We start from the raw sequence: 26358 nt of genomic DNA, 5'->3' as shown, positions 1-26358 counted from the left end.
GTACGTGATAAAACAGTTTAGTCTTAGCTTCCTGGCTAAGCTGTTTTATTTTGTTCTACTCCTTATCGATAAATATCACCAATCAATTCATCCATACCCTCTTCTGTTATGCTATCCATAACCATCATGGTTTCTTTATGAGCACATAAAAAAGCAACAAATCCATCAATCTTCTTTTTGGACTGTCGCTTACTTGGGGCTTTCATTCCATTGATATTTGTTACAACTACAACATTAAGAGCGCAATAAACAAACAAAGGATTATCAGTCATTATACGTTTTTCATAAATAAGTATTTCTGAATCATCCATCATCGCATTCATAACGTTAGGAAACTGACTTACAGAAATACATTCAATACCAAGATTCTCAAGTTTTTCAATTAACTTTTGAGACATCGCTGGATCATAGTTTATTTGCTGTACATCATACAGGTTTAAACATTCAACAATATAATCCATAACCTGGTCCTGATTTATCATCTTTCCATCGCAAAAAGTAACAAAGCCACGTTCAGCCATATCAGTATATGGAACGTTATCTTCTTTTTCACGATGTTCAATATCTTCAGTTGGTACAAAATACATTTGTTTAACCTTTAAAATTGACTTTCCATCTTCGGTATAACCGGAGTTAGGGAAATTCAAGTTCACACAAGTTAAATCGGTTGTTTTCGATAAGTCTAAACCGATGTAGCAAGTTTTGCCTGTTAAATCACCCAGGTCTTCCACAAGAACATGTTCAACTTGTCCTTGCTCAAAGAAGTTTTCAGCTCCATTTACGAATACATTCAAATGTTTAGAAAGGAATTCGGCTTTTTTATGCGCTGAACGTGATGCTGAGATGAATTCTGTTTCCAGTGCACTCATCGTTACAGAAACACCAATATTCGGGTTAACCATCTCCCAAACATTACGGTCTGTCCAATCATAATTCTTGTTAGGCTCATATATCATGACGAAACTTGAATCATTATCATCACGTTTCAATACTTCTTTTGCTTCACGATATACTCGCATACCAACCGATGAAGAACCTTTACCAGCTGTACTGATATTAAACATAATCGGCTCAGCACGAGAAACCTGTGCTGATTTAAAGTTATCGTACTGATCCATATTTTCTTGAGCATGAAGCTCGTCATTTAGAATGAAGTGTGGATTGGAACCCTCAATGGATTGAATGTTTTTACTCATTACAATGAATTGGTTCTGATAAGCTAAATCATCTCGAATATAATCATATGTCACACTGGAAATCGTTCCTTTTGGTCCTTTATAAATGTGTGAACATTCCATTAATACATCATGGTTCATAATTGTTGCTGCAAATGGCTTTGCTGCATATTGAGCCTGGTTAAAATCGCTCGCACAACAATAACAATCGGCACTAAGTACTCCTTCACCGTACATCGCATAACCAAGAGCGCCAACACCAATTAAAGTTTTACCATTCTTCTTAGGAACCTGAATATAAGCTTCACGAGTAACTCGTACAACTTTCCCTTTTTCATTCTTATGAACCCATCCATATATCCAGGAGTAAGCAAACTTCTCCCAATCTTCCAGGATAAAAGGTTGTCCAGCTAAATCACCTTTAGTATGACGGACAAATGTTTCAACCCAATCCATCATTTCATTAGCACGGTCCACATCAAACCAAATATCTTTACGTTTTTTCCATTTATAATAACGATCTACCATTGCTTTGATAGTATCTGGATATTTTTTAGGATTCTTTCTTACTTGCTTCGCATAAATATCTGCATAGTTAACGCCACGCTCAATCACATAAACACCACCTCCAAGGCATAATAAAAAGCCACACGAATGTGTGACCTAATTCTTTTAAAGACGCCTTCTTAGAATTTCCTCAGTAGCTTTTGTCATAATTTCTTCAATTGATTTACCTTTTGATGGTCTTGATTTTGTAAATGTCATATCCTCGAGTATTCCCTCACTTAAAGTTATGATCTCTTGATACTCTTTTTTATCAGTATGATATTTTATCGTTGCCTTAATTTTATCATTACGCTCTCCAGCAAAAGGATTTATGGAAACAACAGTAGATATCGATTGTCCCGGTGCTATAAAAGTATCCCTAGTATTCTTAAAAATTTCTTTACCTCTCATGTCATCTAAATATGTAGGTTCAAATGTTATAGAATCAATTGTAGCTCCACTTTTACCAAAGTTTTTTATAACTACATACTCATGGATATTAGATAGGACCTGGATATACTCTCTATAAACAACTACATATGGTCTATTTGCTTCTTCAATAGAACTTCTGGTCACCTTTAGAGAAATTACTGAAATAATTATTGCTACTATTGAAGTGCCAATGCCTACTATTGGAGAAATTATTTGCACTAAATTTGAAATATTAATGTTATCCATCTATGTATCTCCTATTCATTTTTACATAAATTATAACATTAATTAGTAATTTTTCTCCATTTTGCACGATGTTTATCCAACTCACTAACCTTTGCGGTAGGTTTTTCCACTTCTTCATTTTTCCCGACGGTAGAACCACCGGTAACATATTTACCTGGTTTAGCCTTATTAGTAAGCCCTAATAAATCCAATGCTTTTGTTTTTTTATCGGCCCAAGTTTCTACTTGCTGCGCCAATGGATGCTTTGAATTATTTGTGGCTCCTGCTTTATTGGTGTGACGCTGAGTAGGCGGAAACCCTTTCTCTTTCCACTCAATAAACATCGTCATATACACTTCGAAAATATCTAAATACGATTCAATTAATGGATCTAAAGTAAGGGTGTAAATATCTGCGTTACGCATGATTTTCAGTATCCGATTCTTCTCAGCTTCTGTTTTCTCGGCAACAATTTTTTGACGCTCTTTTTTCGTAGACATTTCACACCCCCCTTTATTTTTAAAAATGTTGTCTAACGATAGAAATGCCCCTACGCTACCTATCCTCCCCAAAGAAGAAATTTTAATTTTTGATAGGGGGACTTCCAAAATAACTCGGAAAAACTTTTTTGGGTTTATCTTCATTTTCTTCGATTGTATGACAAACTGGACAAAGTAATCTTAGGTTATTCTCTTCTAATTTAAGAGTTGGATCTTCTTTGACTGGTATTACATGATGAACATGAGCACTTCGGCCAAAGACGAACCTTCCACATCGTTGACAGCATCCACTCTCTCTTTCGTATACCTTTGACCTGACAAACTTCCATGCATTGGTTCGATAGAATGGTTTGTTATCATGATGGTAGATGTTCTTCTTGTCTTTCTTCTTCTTTGGTTTGTTACGCTTATGCTCTTCACAGTAACGCCCCTTACTTATCTTGTTATGGCAGCCATTGAAGTCACAGTATTTCATTCAGTATCAGTCGTTAACTTCTCAACGATATAGTTACGAATTGTTTCTTCTTTCTTTAACTTGCCTGGTACATCGATGCAATTATCTTTAGCGAAAGATAGCAACGCTTCAACATTCATATCATCCAGGTTAATTTCGTAATCTATAACCTTACCATCAATCGCACTGAAGTCTTTACCCTTCGTAAAATCTATTCCTCCGATCATAGTCTCAGGATTAACAGTTACTTCAAATCCTGGTTCTTCACCTGAAGGAACAAATAGACTCTTCTTCTTTTCATTATCCCAATACTCTGTACCTGATATTGTTTTTCTAATTTCAGTAATCATTTACTCAACACCACCTATATAATTTGTATATAATAAAAAGCACTCCATAAGGAATGCTCTCATTTCATTTTCTCTTTACTAATATCGATTATAGGTATTTGGGAAGTACTCAGTTTATCATAAAAATGTTCCAGATTTTTATGACTCAATGCATTGACCTTGTTATTTTCAAATAACTTATCGTCAGCATTTGGTTCTACATGGATGTACTCCATCCCTTCATCAACCGCATATCCCTGTAGTTTTTTAACGTAAAAACTAGCTATTTTTTTATCCCTTAACGAATCATCAATAACGTATAATAATTGCAATCTTATTGCCTTTTCGTTCTTTCTGCTTTCTTTAAATAAAGGCTTACCTTCTTTATAGAAGTCCATAATAAATAAATTCTTTTGATTTGTTTTATCATAAAGACAAAATTTCACATTTCCATCCAAGCAATGATACCTTTGTTCATGTCCATTTGCATCTCTAAGACCACTAAACTGATAATCAATATTGCCTTCTTGTTCTTTAAGATATTCTGGTAACCCCCAACCTCTAATTAACGCTTCCATTTCCTTATTGATTTGCTGACTCAAAACATCTCTCTCCTCTCATAATATCAATTCTACATAAAACAGAGGAATGAGACAAAATATTACCGTAAATTCAAAAATTAAACTTACCATAATAAAAGAGCAACCATGCACCAGTTGCCCTTTCGTCAATTTCTTATGTTATTACTATAAATCATATTTTCAATGGTTTATATAATGATTACTTACCTTAAGTAAATGTTAAGTTCTATTTGAGTACTCAACCTTCTCTCTCATAGCAGCATGTTTGTTGTAAATGTACTGTGAACTGTAGTTGAGTTCTTCAGCAATCTTTTCTAATGTCATGCCTTCTACATATTTCAGATATGCAATTTTATGTTCCAATCCTTTGAAAGTATTAATTAATTTTTTCAGTTTATACATATCATTCATTTTGTGCGCTAATTCATATTCAATTGCTTCAATACGTCCTTCTACCTTTGCACCTTCCGATTCAGCAGTTAAACGTACCTCTCGCAAATCACCACTGATCCAGCGTTTAAATTCAGCTTTTGTTTTATCTAAGTTGTAATCTAAATACGCTATGTCTTGTTCTAATTCTTGATATACCTTCAGCCAGTTAAACAAATGATGATTCACCTACCTTTTGTGATAATATCCTTACGATTCCTTACGCATTTTGAATATATGTGTAAGGCGCTCAAACCCTTGATACCACTGGGTTTATGGCACTTTAAAACCGAATCCTTACGCATTTACCCCCTAAATTTCTTTTAAATAAATATTAATTTTATTTTTTAAACTATATATTTTAAAAGAAATTGATTTTCACTGTAAGGCTGTAAGGAATTGCTATAATCCCTTGATACATAAGCGTTTCAAGCCTTACACTTATCTGTAAGTCCTTACGCATTTCACTGTAAGGAACGTGTTTTTTACCATATATTAGTGAAAGTAGGGTGTTTTTCGTGACCAAAAACGGTCAAATACCCTATGTTTTTGACCGAAAAAAGTCAAGATTTAATGAATAATCGCTTACTTTTGCCATCAATCCACTGTACTTTCACATCAAATTTATACAAATGCTTTACTTGTTTGCTAAAATTCACATTACTAACGGATTGAAAACCATTTTCCGCACAATACACTTTATACTGCAGATAAACATCACCAACTACAGCACGTTCCAATTCAACATCCTCATTATTTACAAAACTAATAATAGGATTGTTTTCCTCTTGATATTTAATCAATTCATCTTCAACCGCTTTTGATGTCGTGAATTTCTTCTCAACAAGTAATCGTTTCAAGCTTTTTAATGCCAGGTTCAACACATATTGCATCGATTCATCACTTAGCAGCTTATCTGTAATAAATGGATCATAATCATCATCATTCGGTGTAAACTTCGCTTTGAAAGGAACAATTTGAAGTCTTCGACCTAATCCATCACTGAAATCATTAATACGCGGCATTTCATTTGCACTAAAGATTAACTTTGCATAATTCGTAAAGTCGAATGGATCCTTACCCTTTCTTTCTACGTTTAATGTTTCACCAGTAGAAAGCTTTTTAAATATCGATGATTCTTTTATATAACCTTTTCCGATATCATCACCGATGTTTGCTAACTTCCCAAATAACTCAGCTGTTTTAAAGCGCTGATCCAACTCATTCAAGTCTAATGACGATGCATTATCTGAACCTATTAATTTACGAATGATTTTCAAATACGATGATTTACCATTACTACCATCACCAGTAAGAATAAACGTTGCCGCAAACTCATTCCGCCGGAATAGAATGTACCCCATTATTTCTTCTAAAATGGCCCGAATCTTTTTATCATTCACGGCTATTTTATTAAATGTCTTATCAGTTACTTCATAATAAGCACCAAGAATATATGCAACAGGTATTTTATTACGTGTGATAATTTCAGGTGTAAAATCTTCTAATTGCCACGTTTCTAAATTAAATACGCCATTTTTAACAACTACATATTTGGTAGAGGCGAAATTTTTATGTTTTGCCTTTAACTGCAGATAAGCAATAGTTTCTTGTCGTTGCATTCGCTTTAACGATGGAATGTGACGGATCATTGCTTCTTCAATGTCTTCTTGCTTGTCCGAATACACACCGTCTTTATAAATATGAAGAACATTAGTGACTTTGCAAATGTGATGTTCATTGATTAAGAAATCACCGAACTTTTCATGTTGGAAGGAACCCTTTATATAAAAGGACTCCTTCATGAATGCTTCATCACGTAAAATTACATTTAATTCACCTTGTGTCACCGGTTCCTCTAAAATGTAGTTATTTATAATAGAAATAGTTTCTTTAATATCATTTTTAGCCATACCTTGTGACTGCAGCTTTAAGATGTAAGTAAATAATTTATCATTACGGCCATCACCTTCACCCATTTTGGTAAGGTTCGGATTTTTCTTGTTGTATGGATATAACCAACTTGGCAATGAATCATGATTTGTACATTTTCTTAACCATTTACGAGTTTTACCATCAATCTTAATTGGATCAGCGGTGTTCTTAATACCTAATTTATAATCACAAAGAATACCAATATTGGAGAACCATTTTATTTTATTGGCCGTTATATCATATCCTTTGAAATAAAAATGCATGCCGTTTGTCGTTTCTAATACAGAACAATTAATGTTCTTATCTTCGATAATATCCAATAATGTTTCAGCTTCAGCAATATCATCAACATCAACCATGATATATTCATCATCCAGAATACCAACAAATGAATCTTCTTTTCTTGCTGTATGATAGGATAATAGTTTTGCCCCATCTTTAAACTTACTTGCAGCATGTTTCCCATTACCTTTTAAATAACCTTTGTACATGTTCATCACCTACCTTTATGGTAAAATTAAGTAAAAAAAATTGGAGGTATTTTTCAATGTCTAACTATTTATTTGAAAACCAAGATAAACATCCGACTTTCACATGTCCACATTGTTATCAAATTTCTTCACAAGGTTGGAAGTATATATACGGTCCAAACTTTCCTCGAGGCAAAAGTAAGCAAATTAATCCTGAGTCAATAATCTCCTCTACAAGTACTGAGCTAGCAGAAGATAAGAATCCTTTTCATCATTTCAATTTAAGAGGTGTTATTTTATCCACTTGTAATAAATGTGATTCTAGTACATATTGGTTAAAGTCCCTAAACGCTGAGGAAATACAAGTATATCCTAGCAATTCTTCGGATTATCCCCAACCACATGAAGATATGCCTGACCATATCAGAAAAACTTTTAAAGAAGCTGGTTCAGTAATGCATCTATCTCTAGGCTCATCAGCTGCATTATCTAGACTGACACTAGAAAATCTACTCAAACATCTTGGGTATGAAAAAGGTTCTTTAAACGACAAAATCGGTAAAGTTATATCAGAGGGAAAGGTTAGTGCACATGTAGGAAGAATGCTAGATATAATTAGAACCTATGGTAATTCAGGCGCTCATTCTGGAATCATAAACTTAGATGAAAACCCTGAGATACCAAAGTTTTTATTAGAACTAATCAATTTAGTCGTCGAACATATGATTACTCTTCCAAAAAAAGTTGACACTATGTTTGATGCAATACCACCTGGTATAAGAGCTGGTATCGAGAAAAGAGATACTGTTAAATAACAGTAATTATTCCCCAAAAAAATCATCAATTCTTTTATTAGCCAAAGTCCAGTACCACCAGTAATCTAATTTGGATGGGATTTCTTTCCCATCCAAATCATCATTTATGATGAAACACCTTTCCGGGACATATGCTATTTTCTCAGCAATACCTTCTTTTACTTTGCATAACTGTTTATCATTTTCGGCTACACTTGCAAACACCCGAAATACTTTTTCGTTCATCCTTCTTGTACCATATCGTGCATAGCTGTACTTACTACTAATCTTTACAATCTTTTGGAACTTCACTAACTCAGTACAATTAAATATTGTTTCCTCCGGATCAATGCCCTTTACGGAATAATTCACGACCGCTTCATTTACAATTGGTAAATCATAATCAAGTGGATTTAACTTCTTTACGTACGCACCCTTTGATTTATAGTTACCTTCAGCATCAACTAAGATATAGTTATTTACGTCCTTCTGAATTACTTTTACAAATTCATCAAACTCTAATTCCATCTTTGTACGTTGTTCCCACTCATAACAAATATCATCGATTAAATCATAATCATTGTAATGACGTAATTTAACTAGGACACCGTCGGTGTTTGATTGGATAACTTCACAATATGGTTCAAGCTTTTCAATTAGATCCAGGAGCAATGTCATTCCCCCAATACAAACATTGTTGGCCATAAGTGGGTCATAAAGCCCATTATATTTATCTTTCATTGCTCCATATGTACCATTAATTACAATCTTTAGTGGAGCCTGACGTTTATCTTTAGCAGCCTTGTATTTAAGTCTTGTATCACGAACTTCACGGAACTTAGCAGGGTCTTTTACGTTCCTGGACAAATAATCATATTCAATCATAAGTGCCGGATAATAACTGGCCACATCGATATTAAGAAAGTGCCCTTCACCGTAATAATTATTTCTTGCACCATGCAAACCACCCCATGCAAACAAGTGTGGTACACCAGCAACGTTTAATTCTAAAACCTTGTTGTAATCTTTATTTTCTTTATAGAAGTCCAGGACTTCAGTGTATTTATTAATTTGTAATGTGTCTGGAAACGTAAAATTAAACTCGTCATCCCTTGGAACGGCAGGTTGTTTTGCATCCAGGATAAATGCACTTAATTGAGCTTTCGTTTTCGAAATGTTTCTTAATGGAAGATTAAACATTTTTAATAGCTCAACTTGTGATTCAAATTCTGTAATTGTCTCCATGAAAATGTGCATTGTTTCATGTACATCATGACGACAATATTTAATAACTTCTTCAATTTCTTCTTCTGTTAATTCCCGGCTTATATTGAATGACACTGACGTTTCACGAATATCATGACCTTGAAATCCTTCTAATTGTTTCAAAGAGCGAAACTTATTCGTCATAACATCAAAGTTATAAAGCTGTATTTTCCAAAAGTCTTTATAAAACTTCCATCCTGGTTGATGATCTATAATAATCCATTCATTGATAGCCTGTGGTGTAAACCCACATATAATTGCTTTTAAAATAAATTGGTCATAATGTCTTGAATTGTAACCAATCCATATGTCATTTTTATGCTCATGATAATAATCAATTAATGCTTGTTCATTATTAACAAATACTTTTTCCGACTGAGTGTCGGTATCTGCAATAACTACTAACCAATCATTTGCGAACACTTCAAAATCGTAAAAGAGCATGCTGTCACTTCCTGTTCATTTAAATGACTATAAATAATTTTCATTATTATTACTTTTAATTTTATCAATAACGAAATTGAATAAAGTCTTTATAGACTGACATCATAGTATTGAACAAAATTATGAAAAGGTGGTTTTAATCAATGGATACTCAACAAATAATTGTGAATTTATCTAACAAACTGAATAACAAACCTTTTGCAGATCATGAAGATGATGTAACTCGTCGTAATCGCTTAGGAATTCCTTATTGCCATGGTAACGAAAGATGGGCTGAAGGACAGACAAGTACTTCAGAAATCACTGTACACGTTGAAAATGAAAATGACCCTTGGAATCTAAAGATATCATGTCATATTAAATTACCTTACCAAGCGAAATATAGAAGAAAGATATTTCATGGTGTGGGTTGCGAATATGATACCGAACATAAAGATTGTTCAGGTTTACTAGAGTTTGATGCAATTTTAACAATGGGTGGTGGAACAATCCAAAACTTAACCAATGTAAATCCTGATCCATCCACTGCACATGATTCAACAAGAATGTGCCAGGAAGGCATTCATACTGACATATTGAACCATTTGTTTGTTCAATAATTAAAAACCCATATTCATCTTTATCACCTCAAAATAATAGGGAGCTCATCGGCTCCCCTTATTCATTTATTCAACTTCAAACACTTCTAAAATCTTGAATTGGTCAAAGTCATTTTTATCTGTTTCTTTGCTTAATAAGTATTCAAATTGACCATCGATGTCTTCATGAATATCAAGTACTAGATCCGCATACTCTCCAAAGCTAGTAAACTTAACATCATCTTTATCACAGTCCCATAACGCACGTAACATTTCGTTATTTTGGTGGACCTGGAATCCAAACGCCTTATCATTTTGTGGCTGCATTACCTTATTATAGAAGAGACGTTGTCCTTCATAATCACCTTCCACAATCTTGAACCAAATCGTAAGCATTGGATCACCTTTTTTTGATTCAGTAAGCTCTAATTTTTCAACAACTACTTCATATTGGCCATCTGGAAGCGGTTCGAAATCACCTCCACCGCCGTTTTCTTCTACTTCCTGCACATCTGCAGCTAACGCTTCTAAATCTACTTTCTTATCAAATTTACCCCAGTCAAATTTTTTCTCTGCCATTATTCTTCGTCTCCTTCGTTTTCATTTAGTTCATCCATTTCTAATTGCCCAGGAACAACTTCCGTCGTCCCATCCGGATTAACACTGTATTCCACACCTTCATGTGGTCCACCATGTTCTTCTACTTCTTTCCTAGCTGCAGCGCTTTCCATAATTTCACGCGGTGTATTATAACTAAAAGCTAAATCCACCAAGAAGTAAGTACCGTATTTGTTGTGCTTTTCACTGATTTGGAATGATGTTAAATACACATCATCTTTCGCTTCCTCAACGATTTCTTCTGCTTCTTCACGAGTATCTGCATAATGTTTTTCTTTTGAATTCAGTTCTTTTACTGCCATGATTATTCTCCTCTCTTTCTTCTAGTTCTACGTTTTGGCGCTTCCTCTTCAGTTGGTGCATTACCATCGGCTTCACCTGGCGGTGTATCATCTTCAACCGTCTTACGTTGTCGACGTTGGCGTTTTGTTTTTTCTTCTGCTGCAGGTTCTTCACTTTCTTCTTTAATTTTACGAGAACGACGTTCACGCTTCGGTTTTTCTTCTGGTTCATCATCTGCAGACTCTTCTTCATTTTCAGCAAGCCATTTTTCATACTCCTTTTTAGTACGTTCATCAAAAATGTCATCCTCTAAGAAATCTAATGACTCACCCTTTTTAACTACAACAAAATCTTCAGATCCTTCATGTTGGAAGTACATAGTTTTTTTTGCCACATTTTCTTCATCTTGTGGTTTTTCTTTTTTCTTACGCTCACGTTTTGGCTTTTCATTTTCACCTGCAGTATCTCCTTGCGCTGCAGTTAACTCTTCAATGAATGCTTCCATATCTAATGGGATTGTATCCACTTGGAAGTCATAACGACCGCCACCGAATACATTTTGTTTCTTTGCAAGCTGCAAGAATCGTTTATCGTCAGCATCTACATAAGCACGCAATGTTAAATCAACTGTTCCAGAAAGGAAATTCGCTACTTTATCATTGATATTTGGTTTGAATGTTGTACGCTTCGCTCCACCTTTAAGCGTGTACTCTTCAACTTTTTCTTTACTGATATAAATGATTTGGTAACCTAATGCCTTCAAACGTTTCATGGCATTATTAAATTCAGTTGTTACCATTGACCAACCTTTGCCGTAAGATCCATCTGACTCATGTTCCCATCCGTTTTTATCAAATACATACACACGGCAATGTTCATAAAGGTCTTCAACCAAATCAATTGATACTGCTTCAAAATCATTGTCTTCAGCTTCTAATTCAGCAACTACATCCAAGAATAAGTCCCAAGCTAATTTACGATTGGTAACACGGCCCTTTTTCGTTACTTCATCTTTAATTGAAATAACAGGTGCAGTTGTGTTATCTGTATTACCATCCGTATTTAAGAACAATACGTTTTCAACTTTATCTACAAAGGTACTTTTACCAGTGTAGCTATCAGCATAGATCCATAAGTCCGGCTTCGTATCAATCTTTCTTTCACGACGTTCATTTTTAGGTAAAATCATTTCAATCTCTCCTTTGGCATTTTCAATTGTTTCTAAATAATTTGGTCTGAATCGTGGGTTACAAGCGAAACAGTTTTTACTTGCATTACGTTTGGAAAAGTCTTTTGTTTGTTCAATTTCATCAATGTTATTCAGAAAATAAATTGTCTTCATTTCATCGAACTCAATTGGTACAAAAGTAAGGTTTGATTCTTCAACTGCTTGAACCAACCGTTTTCTAAACGTGTGTAAATCTTCATCTTGCTTTTGCTTAATACTCGTTTTAGGAACAAACAAGTATGCTAGTCTTTCAACATTGAATCCATCTTGCTTCAAGTAATCCCTATATATGTGTAATTGAGCACTGTCCATATAGTTCTTGATGTGATTGGAATACTTAAAATCAACTACCATACAGGTACCATCAGGAGCTTTTACAATTAAATCAACAAATCCAATGTAGTTAGGTTTATCAATTTTGTACTCATGGATCAGCTCGCAACCTTCAAAATTCTTATTAAGAAACTCATGTACTTTTGGAATCAAAATTTCAAGTTTCATAGATTCTTCTACAATCGCATCGTTCATTACTGGAAATGAATTATAGTATTCGTTTAACGCTGTTTCTACATCATGTTCAATTCCTGTATGTAATGCATGGCCAATGATTAAAGCATTATCAGCCCTTGTTAAATCAGGAATTTCTGTGAGTTTATCGATGTATCTTAATCCAAAATGATATGGACAATCATTGAATAGTGATACTCGTGAGTAAGAGTACTGTGTCACTTAAACCACCTTTCTTTCCACGACTCAAAGTCCTTCGGCCTTAAAATGTAAGCTTCACCGCCTGAATCATTTATCTTGCGAATGTTATACAGTTGTAATTTGCTAGGCACACCAACATCCGTTTTTAATTCGATTCCATGAAACACTCCATCGATACACGCTAGGATGTCTGGAATACCTTCTTTGGTGTACTGACTACCAGCCCAATACTTTACGTGCCAAACATCTTTTTCTTTTAAAAACTTAATGACTTGTTTTTGAAACGCTGACTCACTCATTTACTTCACCGTAAACTTCACATGGGCTTTTCTGTTCGATACTTTCGGATAATCACCAATTAACTCTCCATATAACTGTGGTTCTTCAGCTTTTAATTTCGTTACATCTAGCGATGTTGAAGTAGTAGCTTCAACTCTAGTAATCTTGATTAGATCGTTATCAATAGACGTAATACCATGTTCGTCCATTGCTTTTTCAAGTTCTTCCTTTAACTTTTTAGACTGTGCTGCAAGATTCTTTTCTTGTTGTGTATGAATAGCAATTGCGGTCATAACCGCTAAATATTTATTTTCAAAAGCTTGTACTTCATTCATTTGTATCTTCCTCCTTCTCAAATAACGCATCTGTGTAATCCTTGCGCTCTTTTAGTACATCTAACATGCGCCATTCTATCGATCCATCTGTAAGCAAGTAGTAATAGAAACAAGGCCTTTCTTGTCCAATACGATGTGTTCGTTTCTTACTTTGCTCAAACAGTTCACTCTTATCTGTCAGGGTAAAATAAACAATCTTATTGGATTTTTGCAAGTTCAATCCCATTGCTCCAGCTTGATATTGAATCAAAGTTACACTGTTTTCAAATTTCTCATATGCGCTTAAATCCTTGAGATCCCCGTTAACTGTACTAATTGGTTTTTCAATTAGATCCACTAATGCTTCATATTCTTTTTTAAAGTTGTAAAAGATAATAATTCGGTCATTCGTGCTTTCAACCAGGTCTTTTACATACTGCAATTTGCTTTCGTTATAACTGCCGGCTAATTGTCGTAAATACAATTTCTTAGCTGCAGGTGTATCACCGAGAAGTAATCCTTCGCCAATTTCAACAATGTGATGTTTCTTAAATTCCTTATACAATTTGGTACCAGGTATTTTTACTTTCACATCCGTTGCTTCTGGTAAATCAAATACTTCTTCAGTCTTCATGAACACCGCACCGTATTGCTTTAATTTCGCTTTTAAACGGTCGACATTTTTATAACCGGTGATTTTGTACTTACTGTTTCTGTCGTCCCACTCTTGGACCACAAATTGTTTTAAAAACAACTTTTGAGTAATCTTCCAACCTAACAAGTGAAGTTGTGACCATAATTCTTCATACTTTCCACCTGTCGGTGTTCCTGATAGCAATATGATGTTTTCTGCATTCAATTTCAAAATGAATTTCGTTTGTTTGGACTTATCGTTTTTAATTTTTGAAGACTCGTCCAACATGAGTGTGAAGTTATTTAGCTTCAATAACTCATCACGTCTCCAAGCCCGCTCATAATTGACGATTAGAACACTTTCTTCCGGAATATCTCCCATGCGTTGTTTATCAAAAACAATTACCTCGTAATCATAATGTTGTTCAAAATGCTCTTTCCAGTCGTCTATTTTAGACTTTTGACAGATTAATAAGTTATATGGTGTATTTAGTTCCCACATCTTTTCAGAGCCTACAAAGGTCTTTCCTAGCCCCATATCAAGGTAGTACGCAACACGATTATGTTCATATGTATCGTTTAACGCTCTATCTTGGTGCGGAAATAGTTTCATTTACATCACCAAATTTCATGCTATAATGACTGTGGATTTTATTTTCTAAATCACCTGTTGGCGCAGGTGGTTTTTTATTGCGCTTGAAAGCATTCAACATTTTGTTTCTCAATTAAGTACGACTTTAAATTTTCTTCAAGTACGATATGTTCACCGAACACAAAGTACGTTTCACCACTTAAAATTTCATCACCAAACATATCTTCAATCGGATGATCAGTTGCTTCCTTCAATTAACTCACCTCCCTTCGAGATGAAACCTTACGGTTCATTTCGTACATCTTGCGCTTTGCTTCAATTTCAGTAATTAGCAACATTGCTGGATGCTTTCTCGTTTCTGCACATCTTTTTACAACTTCTGATGCTTTCATTAATTTACTTGCTGTGAACACTCCGTTCATATTTCTCACCATACCTCGTTTATTTTGATAAATAACGACTTCATTTTTCGACATTTTACAGGCAAAAAAATAAACCCCTTATGTATCAATGTATTGGCTGTTCCTTTATCCACATCAGTAAAAAGCATTCGGTTTCTACTGCTGGAAAGTACCATTTCCCACCTATTTTGTATTTCGGAAAACGTTCATCATAGAAGAACTTCTCTTTGATGGTGTTTTCACTCATGCTTGTTTGTTTACAAAGTTCTTTCATATCCCACAGAGTTTTTCTCCGCTCAATTTGATCTAAACGCTTCCTTAATTCTTCAATAAAGCGTTGCTCGATAATTTGGTTATCGAGTTGAATATTAAGCATGTTGCCACCTTCTTTCCCGATACTCAAATACCTTTAAACGGTAGTGTCAGTTAAAAAAAATCATCATCATACTTTCCATCATTAATGATAGGTAATCGAATACAATCAGATGATATTTTGTATACTATGGATGCTTTCTTCAAAACGTGACCCGGAATAGCTGTAATACCTTGTTCGTAATTCCGAAGCGTTTTACCAGTAACATTAAGCAATTTCGCAGCTTCTTCCTGTCTTAATTCAGCATTAACTCTAGCCGCTTTTAATGTTATCTGAAACATGAAATTACCCCCTTCTGTTAATTTCTACACCCAATATACTACCTTTTAACGGTATAGTCAATACTGAAAAGTATAAAAAATACCTTTTAAAAGTACTTAACCCCTTTACACAACTACCGAAAAACGGTAAAATAATATTAGAAAGCGAGGTGATATTAATGAGTAGCCAACAGCAAATGAAAGATATCATGGCGAGCAACTTAAAAAAGCACACTAGTAAAAAAGGTGTTTTCCAATCAGATATAGCCAAAGAATTAGACTTACCGGAAACAACAGTTTCTAATTGGTTTAAGGCTAAAACATATCCAAGGCCTGATAAAATACAAATGTTAGCTGATTATTTCAGAATCAATAGATCTGACTTAACTGAAGATAAACCTTCAAATATATACGAAGCTCCTATTCAACCAGTAAAAGTACCCATTTTAGGAAAGATTGCTTGTGGATCACCTATATGTGCTGAAGAAAACTTTGAAGGATACCGTTATGAAGTACCGGATATTCTACCACGAGGTGAAGTATATTACCTAGAAGCTAAAGGTAATTCAATGGAACCTACTATACCTAATGGAGCTTTTGTTTTAATTAGAAAACAAGATGATGTGGAAAACGGAGAAATAGCCGCTGTTCAAGTTAATGGAGATACTGAAGCAACTTTAAAAAGGGTCAAAAAACAAGGGAGCGCCATAATATTAATGCCTGACAACCCTTCATTTGAACCTTTAATCATTACAGCAAGTACTCCCGCTCGAATAATTGGAAAAGCAATAAGATTTACAAGAGATCTTTAAATTTCTAGCGCTAGCAATTTAACATCAAAGAGTAGACGACGGTCTACTCTTTTTAAACAAAAAAGAAAGGAGCTAACTTATGGCTAGTTTCCATAAATATAAAAAAAAAGGGTCGAATAAAGATTTTTGGGAATATCGAATAAGATATAAAGATTTAATTACTCAAAAGTTTAAAGAGAAATCAAAAAAAGGATTTACTAGTAAAGCGGAAGCCAAAATAGCCGCCGAAGAATTAGAAAGGCAGCTACGTGAAGGAACCAATCCAACTGACGAATCCATGAAAGAATACCTCATTACATGGCTAAACGAATATAAAAAAGGAACAGTAGCAACAAATACATTTCTCTCTCATCAGAACAATGTAGAAAAGCATATTATTCCTTATTTCAAAAATATTCTTTTAAAAGATTTCAAACCAGTTTTATACCAAAAATTTATTAACTCGCTAGCGGATAACGGCTACAGTAGACGTACTATTGAAATTGTCCATGGAACTATGAATAACGCTATGGAAAAAGCTATAATTCTGGAGAAAATACCTAAAAATCCTTGTATAGGAGTAGAAATAAAAGTTAAAGCAAAAGAGCCTGAGGTGAAATTTATTGAATCAGATCGAATCGCTGACTTTTTGAGGGAAGCTTATAAATATGATTATATTTATTGGATTTTTTACAAAGCTCTTATTGAAACGGGAATGCGAAAAGGAGAAGCTGCAGCATTACAATGGACTGATATCGATTTAAAAGAAAAAACTATCACTATTAACAAGTCATTAGATTTTAGATTAGCCTCTAAAAATCCTGAAATGATGTTTGGAGATACAAAAAACTATAATTCAAAGCGCGTTATCACTATTAGTGAAGGACTTACAAGCGATTTACGCTTTCACCAGAAATATCAAAACCAGAATAAAATCGCATTAAATGATTGCTACTACTTTGAATTGAATTTAGTTTTCTGTAGAAATGATGGAAATTATATACCTAAGTCCAGCCTTTTCAATTCTTTCTCTAGAATTTTAAAAAAAGCAAATTTACCATCATTACCTATTCATTCATTACGTCATACACATGCTGTATTACAACTTGAAGCTGGGGCAAGTATGAAGTATTTACAAGAACGTCTTGGACATGGTAGTATGCAAATTACTGCTGATGTATATTCCCACATTAGTAAGAAGTTAGATCAAGAAGCAATGACCAAATTCGAGGAACATATGCGAAATATCTTAGAATAATTTCCAAGATATTTGTGGGCATTTTGTGGGCATCAATTTTAAGTACTGAAATTATTATTACTTTGCCCACAAATAAAAAACCCTCAACACGTTATGTGTCAAGGGTTCAAGCCTCTTAGTATAGAGACATATATTGATCGCGTTCCCATTGGTGAACTTGTGTTCTAAAGATATCCCACTCAATCTCTTTCGCTTCGATGAAGTGCTCAAGTAAGTGTTCTCCTAGTGCACCGCATACTACTTCATTAGATTGTAATGTAACTAACGCTTGCGCTAATGTTGCTGGTAAGTCAACGATACCTGCTTCTTCGCGCTCTTCTTTTGTCATTACATAGATGTTACGGTCTACTGCAGCTGGTGGAGTTAATTTGTTTTTAATTCCATCAAGACCTGCAGCTAATAATGTAGCCATTACTAAATATGGGTTTGCAGCTGGGTCAACACTACGTACTTCTACGCGTGTACTAATACCACGAGATGCAGGGATACGTACTAACGGGCTACGGTTTTGTGCAGACCACGCTACGTAACAAGGCGCTTCATATCCAGGTACTAGACGTTTATATGAGTTTACAGTTGGATTTGCTATCGCTGTAAATGCTGGTGCATGTTTTAAAATACCTGCGATGAAGTGACGAGCATCATCACTTAGTTGTAAGTCACCGTTTGCATCAAAGAATACGTTCTCACCATTTTTAAATAATGATAAGTTACAGTGCATACCTGAACCGTTCACACCGTATAGTGGTTTCGGCATAAATGTTGCGTGTAAACCATGTTTACGGGCAATTGTTTTTACAACAAGTTTGAATGTTTGAATGTCATCACATGAGCGAATTGCATTTGCATATTTAAAGTCAATTTCATGCTGCCCTGGAGCAACCTCATGGTGAGATGCTTCAATTTCAAATCCCATTTCTTCAAGTTCAAGAACGATATCACGACGACAGTTTTCCCCTAGATCCATCGGCGCAAGGTCGAAGTATCCACCGTTATCATTTAATTCTAATGTTGGATTTCCTTTTTCATCAACCTTAAATAGGAAGAATTCTGGCTCTGGTCCAAGATTGAAGTCTGAAAATCCTAAAGCTTCCATTTCTTTTAACACACGTTTTAAGTTGTTACGTGGGTCTCCATCAAATGGAGTGCCATCTGCATTGTAAATATCACAGATTAGTCGAGCTACTTTACCTTTTTCAGCTGTCCAAGGGAAAATTACCCAAGTGTCTAAATCAGGATATAAATACATATCAGATTCTTCAATACGTACGAAACCTTCAATCGAAGATCCATCAAACATCATTTTGTTATCAAGAGCTTTCGTTAATTGTCTCACTGGAATCTCTACGTTTTTAATTACCCCTAAAAGGTCCGTAAATTGTAAACGGACATACTTTACATTCTCTTCTTTCGCCAAACGGAAAATATCTTCTTTTGTGTATCTAGACATTATAAATTCCTCCTTAGTCCCTCTAATCGCCTTCAGAATCAGTTATCTTTAGTGAAAAAATCTTGAAATGTCACCTTGTCGCAATGAAGTTCGATTGAATCTACCTGTATGTTGTAGTTCATCTCGAAGTATTTTGCGAAGCTCAGTTTTTGAAATTTCTTTCGTTTCTTCTTTTACTTTCACTGCTTCTGTTTGATTTTCTTTCATTAGTAACACTTGCTTAATACCAGCCATATTCAAGCCTTGATCTAACAAATCTTTAATCTCTAACAACTTATCTACATCGTTAAATGAAAATAATCTACGATTCCCCTTTGTACGGGTTGGAGAAACAAGATTATGCTCTTCATAGTAGCGAATTTGACGTGCAGACAATTGTGTTAAATCCATAACAATACCAATTGGAAACAGCGGGGCAGAACGTCTATCTTCTTTCATTTTTCAGTTCCTCCTTCGCCTTAACTGCTTCTCATTTTATAACATGTTATGTTTAGTGTCAATAGATGTTAGCTTTTCTTACATGATTTTTTTATAAATTTTTTCATTCTTTTTTCTAATCGCATAAATCGTTACTTTTATACGAAAAAAGCTGCCGATATCGACAGCTCCCCTTTAAGAAATTGTTAATAAATTCTTTTCAATCAATTCATCAATCGCAGAACAAATCGCAATTTTAACATGCGAATACGTTAATCCACCTTGCACATATGCAACATACGGTGGTCTAATCGGACCATCAGCAGACAATTCAATACTTGCACCTTGAATAAATGTTCCCGCCGCCATAATTACATCATCTTCATAACCTGGCATATAGTTTGCATACGGAGTAAAATGCGAATTAATTGGAGATGCATATTGAATTGCTTGGCAGAAGGCAACCATACGGTCTTTATCATCAAATTGAACAGATTGAATTAAGTCTGTTCTCGGTGCATTCCACGCTGGTGACGTGTTCATTCCTAACTTTTCTAAAAACGCAGCTGTAAAAATTGCACCTTTCAGCGCTTGTCCTGCAACATGTGGCGCTAAGAAGAACCCTTGATACATTTCTTGCAGACTGTATAAAGACGCTCCAGCTTCCGCACCAATTCCCGGAGATGTTAAACGATATGCACACGCTTCAACATACTGTTCTTTACCGACAATGTAACCACCAGTTTTTACAATTCCCCCGCCTGGGTTTTTAATAAGCGAACCCGCCATTAAATCTGCACCAACATGACACGGCTCTTGCTCTTCAATAAACTCCCCATAACAATTATCTACAAACACAACAACATCAGGTTTAATTTCTTTAACAAACGCGATCATCTCTTTAATTTGAGAAATAGTAAACGATGGACGAGTAGCATAACCTTTCGAGCGCTGAATACCGATCATTTTCGTATTACTATGAATCGCTGCTGCAACAGCTTCAAAATCAACAAGCCCACCTTCAGTTAGCGGAACTGCATTGTAACCAATATTATATTCTTTAAATGAACCTACACCTTTCCCACGCACACCAACGATTTCCTCTAACGTATCATACGGTTTCCCAGTAATGTACAATAACTCATCTCCTGGACGTAAAATACCGAATAACGCTGTAGAAATAGCGTGAGTACCTGAAATAATTTGCGGACGAACAAGTCCAGCTTCCGCCCCAAATACATCAGCATACACTTTTTCTAACGTATCACGGCCAATATCATCATAACCATAACCTGTCGTCGGGATAAAATGCGAGTCACTAATTTTATGTTTACGAAAACTTTCTAATACACGAAACTGATTACTTTCAATTACTTCATCCGCACGTTTATGTACTTCTGTAATCTGATTCTCTACTTCTTTTACGATTGGAGCAATTTTTTCTCCATTTTTCAAACGATCAAACATTTTTATTTTCTCCTTCTTCCACTAAAAATCTCTTTAATTGCACATTAAGCGATGAATGAGTAAAAATATACCCTGCACAATCATATACAAATTTATCTTCCAGAAACTCCATCTTTGCTAATAGCGTTTCCGTCTTTAAAAGCGTTAATAACTTACCTTCACTCGGAGGGATTTCTACTCGATAACGATCCATTTCTTTCTTCATTTTCATTTCTATCGCTTCTTTTATACGCAATAAATCACTTTCTTCAAAAGCACTAGTCATTAAGAAATCACTTTTCGGAAACGGAATAAAGTTTTGATGTAATTCATCTTTTTTATTATATAACGTAATAATAGGAATATGATTAATTTCAAGTTCTGATAATAATCGTTTTACTGTTTTTTCATGCCCTATGTAGTTAGGATCCGCAGAATCAACTACATGTAAAATAATATCTGCTTCCCCCGCTTCTTCCAGTGTTGAACGAAAAGCAGCAATTAATGAAGTGGGTAAATCTTGTATAAAACCAACAGTATCAGTTAGTAATACTGTATAACCAGAAGGTAAGGGCATCTTCCTCGTCGTTGGGTCTAGTGTTGCAAACAGAAGGTTTTCTTCAAACGTATTAGCTTCCGTTAATCTATTAAACAGTGTCGATTTCCCTGCATTTGTATAGCCTATTAATGAAATTTGAAATACTTTATTGTCTTTTCTTCTCTCACGATATCTTTTTCGGTGTTCCACAACAACTGCAAGTTGTTTCTTTATTTCATCAATACGCGATCGAATATGACGACGATCCGTCTCAAGTTTCGTCTCACCCGGTCCTCTCGTTCCAATACCACCACCAAGACGTGATAAGGACAACCCTTGCCCCATAAGACGTGGCATTGTATATTGCAACTGAGCTAATTCTACTTGAAGCTTACCTTCCCTCGACTTCGCACGTTGCGCAAAAATATCTAGTATTAGTTGCGTTCGATCAATTACTCTCGAATCTAATACTGAGGATAAATTCCGAATTTGACTCGGCGTTAATTCATTATTAAATATAATAACATCCGGCTCTAATTCTTCAGTTAGCATTGTAAGCTCTTCTAATTTCCCTTTACCTATGTAAGTTGCCGGATGAAACTTTGGTCGTTTTTGCGTTGTTGAAACTAACACTTCCGCTCTCGCAGTCTTAGCTAGTGATGCAAGCTCTTTCATGGAATGCATAAATTTTTCATCATCATCTTGCGGCAATTGACAGCCTACTAATATGACTTTTTCTTTTTCTTCCATCAAATATGTTCACTCATCCTTTTCGAAATTTAAACCTTCTAATATAATAGCAGAGGAAGCACATTTCATCTAGTTAGCGGGGGAGAAAATTCATGGCATGGGAGATTTTTAGCATCATAGGCACAATCGCTTTCGCACTAAGCGGAGCCATTGTTGCAATGGAAGAGGATTATGATATTTTCGGGGTGTATATTTTAGGAATGGCAACCGCATTTGGGGGAGGTGCCCTTCGTAATTTATTAATCGGTTATCCGATTGTCGCGTTTTGGCAACAAGACATGTTATTCCAAATCGCACTTTTATCAATGACTATTATTTTTCTTTTTCCAAATAAGTTAATTAGACATTGGAAAAAGTGGGAAAATATCACTGACGCTATCGGCTTATCAGCATTTGCTGTACAAGGAGCATTATATGCTCAAAAATTAAATTTACCAATTAGCGCCACAATCGTGGCAGCTGTTTTAACTGGTATCGGCGGCGGTATCATTCGCGACCTTTTAGCCCGCAGAAAACCTCTCGTTCTTCGAGCTGAAGTATATGCCTTTTGGACAATTTTAGCAGGTTTCTTAATTGGCGCTCAAATTATTGTTAGCGATTGGGCCCTTTACATTTTATTCATTTTAATTGTTTGCTTCCGCATGGTTTCTATTCATTACAAATGGCATTTACCGCACAGACGTATCGAAACGAAAGAACGTTCAATGCATAAATAGCAATCTAACCTCTTTACATATCGTAAAGAGGTTTTTCTTTTCTAACGATTTTTTCTTTATATAATGTTTATACTAATTTTTAAAGTGAGGTGAATACAAATGACAAACCACGTTAATAAAGGAGCTCAAAAAAGTTCAGTAAACCAATTTGGACACGACCCTAATTCAGCACACGAAAAGAGCGCTAAAATGGAACGCTTCCATAAAGCGCACCAAGAAAAAGCAAAAAAAGAGTAAACGAACTTATACACAAAAATAGACGCACAGTTTATGTACTGTGCGTCTCCTCTTCGAGCATCAAATCCATACTCGATATTCCAATTAAATCATTTTTATCATACGTATCTTCTTGCAACAACCGCATCGCCTGTGTACGAATTGATTTTTCAACAATATTCCGTACATATCGCCCATTACTAAACGATGTAATTTGCGACGAATACTTCACCGCATGTAAATGATCCCTAAATTTCCATTCAGCTTCTTTTGATAACTGATATTCACGATCTTCATACATTCTCTTTCCAATTTCCAATAGCTGATTTACCGAGTAATCCGCAAATTCAATAATAAATGGAAAACGAGATTGCAGCCCTGGATTTAATGAAAGAAAGTGATTCATCTCTCTTGAATATCCAGCTAAAATCAATACAAAACCATGTTGTTTATCTTCCATATGTTTTACAAGCGTATCAATTGCTTCTTTTCCAAAGTCCTTCTCTCCTCCTCGAGCTAAAGAATACGCCTCATCAATAAACAAAATACCTCCCATTGCTTTTTTTATTAAGTCTCTTGTTTTTTGAGCTGTATGGCCGATGTACTCTCCTACAAGATCAGCACGTTCAGCTTCAACCAAGTGGCCTTTCGATAGAATATTCATCTCAAACAGCAATTTTCCTATCATTCTAGCAACAGTTGTCTTCCCTGTACCCGGATTCCCTTTAAACAGCATATGAAGCACTTGCTTCTCAGACTTCAATCCCTTCTCTTGTCTTTTTTTATTCACATAAATCCAAGCATATATTTCTTTTATTATCTTTTTTATATCATCCATCCCAACAAGCTTCCCCATCTCTTCTTCAATTCTCTGCAGCATTTCATGTTTAATTGTAGTTTCATTTGAAATTACCGTTTTATTTTCTGCGGCTGGCAAAGAAATTTTCTTTCGATGGTTTAACACAATATTAATTTGATTGTTGTTTTTCTTTCGCATCGATTGTTCCATACAATCACCTCATTTTATCCCGCTATTTGCGAGCAGTAAGACTCCCACCTCGACATTCAGCAAACGTTTGGTATTTAAGCGGGAGATAACCGCCCGTAAATGCCCGATTGGTTCAACTAATAATCGCAGAGGATGAACAAAATCCCTACTGATTATAGTTTCACTTTATCCACTCACCAAATATTATTATTCCTGTCCCCCTTGTAAATGCCTATTTTCAGAAAAGTTTGCTATAATATAAGAAATAATTAAGGTGGTGGGACTATGGAGACAACGGAATTCCATGATACAATACAAGCCTTTTCTATTTTTTTATTGAATAAAGGCCGAAAACCCTCAACTATTAAACGTTATGTTTATGACGTTGAAGACTTCGGACATTGGTTAGAAAAAAACAAAAAGCTCCCTTCCAGTAATATATGGGCTACACTATGTACAAAAGACTACGAAGATTACTTTTCCGATTTAAAAACGAATCGACATTACTCAGAAAAAACGATGCATCGTGTATTTACTGTATTAAATAGAATGCATCACTTTCTAAACATTCCCAATCCATTGAAGAATATGGAAATATCTATTCAACCAGACCGTACACTTCGTAACGAAGATTTCATTTCACCTGATGAAGAAAAAAGATTAAAGTATATAGTCACTTCATTAGAAGGACTTTCAGAAAAACAACTTCCTGTGCGCCCTTTATTAATGGATCGCAATATTGCTATTTTAAATCTATTGATCGACTACGGTTTATCCTTACAGGAACTTACAGCATTAACAATGCATCACGTTCACTTTGAAACTAACACATTGTCAATCCCAGCAACCGCAGGTGTAGAAAGAACAATTACATTAGCAAAAGAAGACAAAAAACAACTATATAATTATTACAAAAGTATCCCAGAACCAGTTCGTCCTAAGTATCATAGTGATGATTCATTGTTTGTCGCATTTGATTTTAACCGCGGAACATACAGGTGGGTATATGAAAATGATGCACCAAAGGCATTAACGGAAATTGCTATACAAAAAATGATTCGCCTCGAAGTGGCTAGAGCCAATTTACGTAAAGGAATTTCAGGACAACATTTTCGTAACACCTATATTTTAAACTTAATAAAAAAAGAAACTCCTGAATCAGAAATTATAAAACTCGCTGGATTCAAATCAAAAATTTCATTAAAGCGATATTATCAATACGCAGAAAATAGAAAAAACGCCTTATTGTAAGGCGTTTTTTCTATTTTTTCTTTAAACAAACGATTTTACTATGACCATTTAACTAATTTCTGCATCTACTATGATGAGTTTCGTTCACATTTTCGTGAGAAAGGAGAGATTTAATGTCTCGTTATAACGACAATCAAAACAAATTCTCCAAACCATGCTTTCCAAGTAGCGCTGGACGAATCCCAAATACTCCATCAATCCCAATTACTAAAGCTCAACTTAGAACATTTCGTGCGATTATTATTGATTTAACAAAAATAATCCCAAAACTTTTTGCAAATCCATCTCCCCAAAATATTGAAGATCTAATCGATACATTGAACCTACTAAGTAAATTTATTTGTTCACTAGACGCTACTTCCTCCCTGAAAGCACAAGGGTTAGCTATTATTAAAAACTTAATAACTATATTAAGAAATCCAACCTTTGTAGCAAGCGCTGTATTTATTGAGCTTCAAAATCTCATTAACTATTTACTATACATTACAAAATTATTCCGAATTGACCCTTGCACACTTCAAGAGCTTCTTAAATTAATAGCAGCATTACAAACTGCTCTAGTTAATTCTGCTTCGTTCATTCAAGGACCTACCGGACCTACTGGACCAGCAGGCGCTACTGGTGCTACCGGACCTCGAGGTAACACGGGCGCTACTGGCGCTACCGGTGCCACTGGACCTCGAGGTAACAC

The 26358-nt window shown here is 35.1% G+C and carries 32 protein-coding genes; 8 read left to right on the top strand and 24 right to left on the bottom strand.

Annotated features, from left to right (window positions below; all coding sequences use genetic code 11):
• Positions 1 to 62: 62 nt before the first annotated feature.
• From BM089_RS15480 to BM089_RS15445, 8 genes are all read right to left on the bottom strand, one after another.
• The gene (locus tag BM089_RS15480) at positions 63 to 1790 is read right to left on the bottom strand and encodes a terminase large subunit (RefSeq protein WP_090977300.1); all 1728 of its coding nucleotides are present in this window, start codon (positions 1788 to 1790) and stop codon (positions 63 to 65) included.
• Between the two features lie 57 nt (positions 1791 to 1847).
• On the bottom strand, positions 1848 to 2399 hold the full coding sequence (locus BM089_RS15475; protein ID WP_090977299.1) for a hypothetical protein: 552 nt from the start codon (positions 2397 to 2399) through the stop codon (positions 1848 to 1850).
• Between the two features lie 38 nt (positions 2400 to 2437).
• Entirely contained in the window at positions 2438 to 2878 is a 441-nt protein-coding gene (locus BM089_RS15470) for a P27 family phage terminase small subunit (RefSeq protein WP_090977297.1), read from the bottom strand.
• 82 nt (positions 2879 to 2960) lie between these two features.
• The gene (locus BM089_RS15465; RefSeq protein ID WP_090977294.1) at positions 2961 to 3353 is read right to left on the bottom strand and encodes an HNH endonuclease; all 393 of its coding nucleotides are present in this window, start codon (positions 3351 to 3353) and stop codon (positions 2961 to 2963) included.
• Positions 3350 to 3682 (bottom strand): hypothetical protein, encoded by a 333-nt coding sequence (locus BM089_RS15460; protein WP_090977292.1) that lies wholly within the window; start codon positions 3680 to 3682, stop codon positions 3350 to 3352. Before BM089_RS15460 ends, BM089_RS15465 begins: the two co-directional genes overlap by 4 nt.
• Positions 3683 to 3741: 59 nt before the next feature.
• Positions 3742 to 4263 carry a hypothetical protein gene (locus BM089_RS15455; RefSeq protein WP_090977290.1) on the bottom strand — a complete coding sequence of 174 codons (522 nt, stop codon included), beginning with the start codon at positions 4261 to 4263 and terminating at the stop codon, positions 3742 to 3744.
• 198 nt (positions 4264 to 4461) lie between these two features.
• A complete protein-coding gene (locus tag BM089_RS15450; RefSeq protein ID WP_090977288.1) occupies positions 4462 to 4848 on the bottom strand; it encodes a sugar-binding transcriptional regulator in 387 nt (128 codons plus the stop codon).
• A gap of 386 nt (positions 4849 to 5234) precedes the next feature.
• Positions 5235 to 7097, bottom strand: a complete 1863-nt coding sequence (locus BM089_RS15445; RefSeq protein WP_090977285.1) for a DNA primase family protein — start codon at positions 7095 to 7097, stop codon at positions 5235 to 5237.
• A gap of 56 nt (positions 7098 to 7153) precedes the next feature.
• Between BM089_RS15445 and BM089_RS15440 the strand changes: the two genes are divergently transcribed.
• The gene (locus tag BM089_RS15440) at positions 7154 to 7891 is read left to right on the top strand and encodes a DUF4145 domain-containing protein (RefSeq protein WP_175495690.1); all 738 of its coding nucleotides are present in this window, start codon (positions 7154 to 7156) and stop codon (positions 7889 to 7891) included.
• A gap of 6 nt (positions 7892 to 7897) precedes the next feature.
• Here the strand turns inward: BM089_RS15440 and BM089_RS15435 are convergent, their stop codons facing one another.
• On the bottom strand, positions 7898 to 9580 hold the full coding sequence (locus BM089_RS15435) for a hypothetical protein (protein WP_090977281.1): 1683 nt from the start codon (positions 9578 to 9580) through the stop codon (positions 7898 to 7900).
• 143 nt (positions 9581 to 9723) lie between these two features.
• On the opposite strand from BM089_RS15435, the gene BM089_RS15430 reads away from it, so the two are divergent.
• Positions 9724 to 10179: a hypothetical protein gene (locus BM089_RS15430; protein ID WP_090977279.1), complete on the top strand. Its 456-nt coding sequence runs from the start codon at positions 9724 to 9726 to the stop codon at positions 10177 to 10179.
• Between the two features lie 66 nt (positions 10180 to 10245).
• On the opposite strand, the gene BM089_RS15425 is transcribed toward BM089_RS15430, so the two are convergent.
• The 10 genes from BM089_RS15425 to BM089_RS15385 form a co-directional block, all read right to left on the bottom strand.
• The gene (locus BM089_RS15425; protein ID WP_090977277.1) at positions 10246 to 10737 is read right to left on the bottom strand and encodes a DUF669 domain-containing protein; all 492 of its coding nucleotides are present in this window, start codon (positions 10735 to 10737) and stop codon (positions 10246 to 10248) included.
• Entirely contained in the window at positions 10737 to 11078 is a 342-nt protein-coding gene (locus BM089_RS15420; protein ID WP_090977275.1) for an organic solvent tolerance protein OstA, read from the bottom strand. Before BM089_RS15420 ends, BM089_RS15425 begins: the two co-directional genes overlap by 1 nt.
• Before the next feature lie 2 nt (positions 11079 to 11080).
• Positions 11081 to 13015 (bottom strand): AAA family ATPase, encoded by a 1935-nt coding sequence (locus tag BM089_RS15415; protein ID WP_090977274.1) that lies wholly within the window; start codon positions 13013 to 13015, stop codon positions 11081 to 11083.
• The gene (locus BM089_RS15410) at positions 13012 to 13293 is read right to left on the bottom strand and encodes a PDDEXK family nuclease (RefSeq protein ID WP_090977272.1); all 282 of its coding nucleotides are present in this window, start codon (positions 13291 to 13293) and stop codon (positions 13012 to 13014) included. The genes BM089_RS15415 and BM089_RS15410 overlap by 4 nt, the downstream gene beginning before the upstream one ends.
• Positions 13294 to 13608, bottom strand: a complete 315-nt coding sequence (locus tag BM089_RS15405) for a hypothetical protein (protein WP_042596685.1) — start codon at positions 13606 to 13608, stop codon at positions 13294 to 13296.
• Complete coding sequence (locus tag BM089_RS15400) at positions 13601 to 14833, bottom strand: SNF2-related protein (protein ID WP_090977270.1); 1233 nt, start codon at positions 14831 to 14833, stop codon at positions 13601 to 13603. Before BM089_RS15400 ends, BM089_RS15405 begins: the two co-directional genes overlap by 8 nt.
• Before the next feature lie 74 nt (positions 14834 to 14907).
• On the bottom strand, positions 14908 to 15066 hold the full coding sequence (locus BM089_RS30650; RefSeq protein ID WP_139213264.1) for a YqaI family protein: 159 nt from the start codon (positions 15064 to 15066) through the stop codon (positions 14908 to 14910).
• A complete protein-coding gene (locus BM089_RS31105; protein ID WP_217648221.1) occupies positions 15067 to 15234 on the bottom strand; it encodes a hypothetical protein in 168 nt (55 codons plus the stop codon).
• 85 nt (positions 15235 to 15319) lie between these two features.
• Positions 15320 to 15589: a hypothetical protein gene (locus BM089_RS15390; protein WP_090977266.1), complete on the bottom strand. Its 270-nt coding sequence runs from the start codon at positions 15587 to 15589 to the stop codon at positions 15320 to 15322.
• Positions 15590 to 15639: 50 nt separating this feature from the next.
• Positions 15640 to 15867 carry a helix-turn-helix domain-containing protein gene (locus tag BM089_RS15385; RefSeq protein ID WP_090977265.1) on the bottom strand — a complete coding sequence of 76 codons (228 nt, stop codon included), beginning with the start codon at positions 15865 to 15867 and terminating at the stop codon, positions 15640 to 15642.
• 158 nt (positions 15868 to 16025) lie between these two features.
• Here BM089_RS15385 and BM089_RS15380 point away from each other — a divergent pair, with 158 nt between their 5' ends.
• Entirely contained in the window at positions 16026 to 16658 is a 633-nt protein-coding gene (locus tag BM089_RS15380) for a LexA family protein (protein ID WP_090977264.1), read from the top strand.
• Positions 16659 to 16737: 79 nt separating this feature from the next.
• Positions 16738 to 17895: a site-specific integrase gene (locus BM089_RS15375; protein ID WP_090977262.1), complete on the top strand. Its 1158-nt coding sequence runs from the start codon at positions 16738 to 16740 to the stop codon at positions 17893 to 17895.
• A gap of 115 nt (positions 17896 to 18010) precedes the next feature.
• On the opposite strand, the gene glnA is transcribed toward BM089_RS15375, so the two are convergent.
• The 4 genes from glnA to hflX all read right to left on the bottom strand — a co-directional run bounded on the left by glnA (position 18011) and on the right by hflX (position 22496).
• On the bottom strand, positions 18011 to 19345 hold the full coding sequence (glnA, locus tag BM089_RS15370) for a type I glutamate--ammonia ligase (protein WP_090977260.1): 1335 nt from the start codon (positions 19343 to 19345) through the stop codon (positions 18011 to 18013).
• A 48-nt stretch (positions 19346 to 19393) separates the two neighbouring features.
• Positions 19394 to 19783 (bottom strand): transcriptional repressor GlnR, encoded by a 390-nt coding sequence (glnR, locus tag BM089_RS15365; RefSeq protein WP_000656783.1) that lies wholly within the window; start codon positions 19781 to 19783, stop codon positions 19394 to 19396.
• A 174-nt stretch (positions 19784 to 19957) separates the two neighbouring features.
• Positions 19958 to 21229, bottom strand: a complete 1272-nt coding sequence (locus tag BM089_RS15360; protein ID WP_000460282.1) for a methionine gamma-lyase family protein — start codon at positions 21227 to 21229, stop codon at positions 19958 to 19960.
• Positions 21222 to 22496 carry a GTPase HflX gene (gene hflX, locus BM089_RS15355; RefSeq protein ID WP_139213263.1) on the bottom strand — a complete coding sequence of 425 codons (1275 nt, stop codon included), beginning with the start codon at positions 22494 to 22496 and terminating at the stop codon, positions 21222 to 21224. Before hflX ends, BM089_RS15360 begins: the two co-directional genes overlap by 8 nt.
• A 92-nt stretch (positions 22497 to 22588) precedes the next feature.
• Between hflX and BM089_RS15350 the strand changes: the two genes are divergently transcribed.
• The gene (locus BM089_RS15350; RefSeq protein WP_000312267.1) at positions 22589 to 23212 is read left to right on the top strand and encodes a trimeric intracellular cation channel family protein; all 624 of its coding nucleotides are present in this window, start codon (positions 22589 to 22591) and stop codon (positions 23210 to 23212) included.
• Between the two features lie 99 nt (positions 23213 to 23311).
• Complete coding sequence (locus BM089_RS31100; RefSeq protein ID WP_000181505.1) at positions 23312 to 23449, top strand: hypothetical protein; 138 nt, start codon at positions 23312 to 23314, stop codon at positions 23447 to 23449.
• Positions 23450 to 23480: 31 nt separating this feature from the next.
• On the opposite strand, the gene spoVK is transcribed toward BM089_RS31100, so the two are convergent.
• On the bottom strand, positions 23481 to 24437 hold the full coding sequence (spoVK, locus tag BM089_RS15345; protein ID WP_000438177.1) for a stage V sporulation protein K: 957 nt from the start codon (positions 24435 to 24437) through the stop codon (positions 23481 to 23483).
• 264 nt (positions 24438 to 24701) lie between these two features.
• On the opposite strand from spoVK, the gene BM089_RS15340 reads away from it, so the two are divergent.
• Both BM089_RS15340 and BM089_RS15335 read left to right on the top strand, forming a co-directional pair.
• Positions 24702 to 25667, top strand: a complete 966-nt coding sequence (locus BM089_RS15340) for a tyrosine-type recombinase/integrase (protein WP_000450330.1) — start codon at positions 24702 to 24704, stop codon at positions 25665 to 25667.
• Between the two features lie 113 nt (positions 25668 to 25780).
• Positions 25781 to 26358 (top strand): collagen-like protein (locus BM089_RS15335; RefSeq protein ID WP_139213285.1); only part of this gene is annotated, 578 nt, incomplete at its 3' end.

The organism is Bacillus sp. 5mfcol3.1 (genome assembly GCF_900114335.1).
GTDB classification, from domain to species: Bacteria; Bacillota; Bacilli; order Bacillales; family Bacillaceae_G; genus Bacillus_A; species Bacillus_A thuringiensis_S.
Note: the sequence above shows the minus strand (reverse complement) of the source record. Positions and strands in the feature narration are given on the sequence as shown.